The organism is Lysinibacillus sp. NPDC056185, assembly GCF_047737915.1.
Classification (GTDB): domain Bacteria; phylum Bacillota; class Bacilli; order Bacillales_A; family Planococcaceae; genus Lysinibacillus.
On the sequence record NZ_JBLLLQ010000119.1, the window covers coordinates 1 to 1,067 of the forward strand.

The 1,067-nt window shown below is 69.9% G+C and carries 2 protein-coding genes; both read right to left on the reverse strand.

Annotated elements, in window-relative coordinates:
- Positions 1-168: 168 nt before the first annotated feature.
- On the reverse strand, positions 169-741 hold the full coding sequence (locus ACMZ42_RS27305) for an NUDIX hydrolase (RefSeq protein ID WP_415733468.1): 573 nt from the start codon (positions 739-741) through the stop codon (positions 169-171).
- 47 nt (positions 742-788) lie between these two features.
- Positions 789-1,067: hypothetical protein (locus tag ACMZ42_RS27310; protein ID WP_415733469.1), on the reverse strand; the 279-nt coding region annotated here is incomplete at its 5' end.

Sequence of the window (1,067 nt, forward strand, 5' to 3'; positions counted from 1 at the left end):
ATTGGCGTCGGATACTCGGCGGTCTTAATGTTCATCGCCGGGGCCTGGACTGTCGGTGCCTTTGTGCTGGCCCTCTTCGGCCCGGCCACGCGCCGCCGCCGACTGGCGGCGGAGGCCGCGGCCCTGGAGAAGCAGGAGGCCGTTCCGGCGGCATCCTGAACGCCGGAGTCACGACAGTGCACCCGGGGCGCGGTCCGCTCGCCGAACGGACCGCACCTCCGGGCTCCCGGAGGCGCTGGGTGCGAAGGTGTAGAAGGCGTCGACGATTGTCGTGCTGTTGATGGTCGGACCAGGTCGCCAGAGGTTGCCGAGGTAGGGCGCATACCGTCTGGCACCGTGGGCTGCCAGGCCGGGCAGGTGTCCGGCCACGGGTGGTCGTAGGTCCAGGTCCGGCAGTTCGTCGAGAGGGACGAAGCTCGGTTGCATGCCCGGTTCGCGAGCCTCGGGGGTCTGGCCGTGCGCCGAGCCGGTCACGGTGAACACGAGGTCGACGGTGCGCGGTCCGCGGCCTGGTTCCATGGATTCGAGGACGAACGCCACGCGCACAGGTTCTGCGGCGAGGCCGGTCTCCTCAGCCAGTTCCCGGCGAGCGCAGGCCGCCATACTCTCGGTTTCTCTCGGAGTGCCACCGGGCCGCACCCAGTAGTCCAGCCCGGTGCCGGTGCGGTGCACCAGCAGGACCGTCCCCTTACGGAACAGAGCGGTGGAACAACGGAGTTCGATTCCTTCTGGCATGGTCATAGCGAGCCTTTCTCCGAGGGTGCGCGGCTGGGCTCCGGTGGCTGTCGTCAGCCGCCGATGCCCGCGTGCACGGTGACTCTGCGGTGCGGCTTGCCGGCCTCTCGTGCCAGCGCCCGAGCAGCTGCGCGAACACTGCGACAGGGGCTGATCTCATGGGCTGTGGTGGCGGGAACGGCGATCCACTGAGTGACCCCGCCGGTCGTGTGGCGGCGGACGCTGCCAAGGAGCCGGCCGTCGTATGCGACGACCTGTATCACCGGGTGGCCGGGAAACAGGGGCGCGCAGGCGAGGCCGGGCCGGGCTGCGAGTTCCGCCAGGGCCTGTTC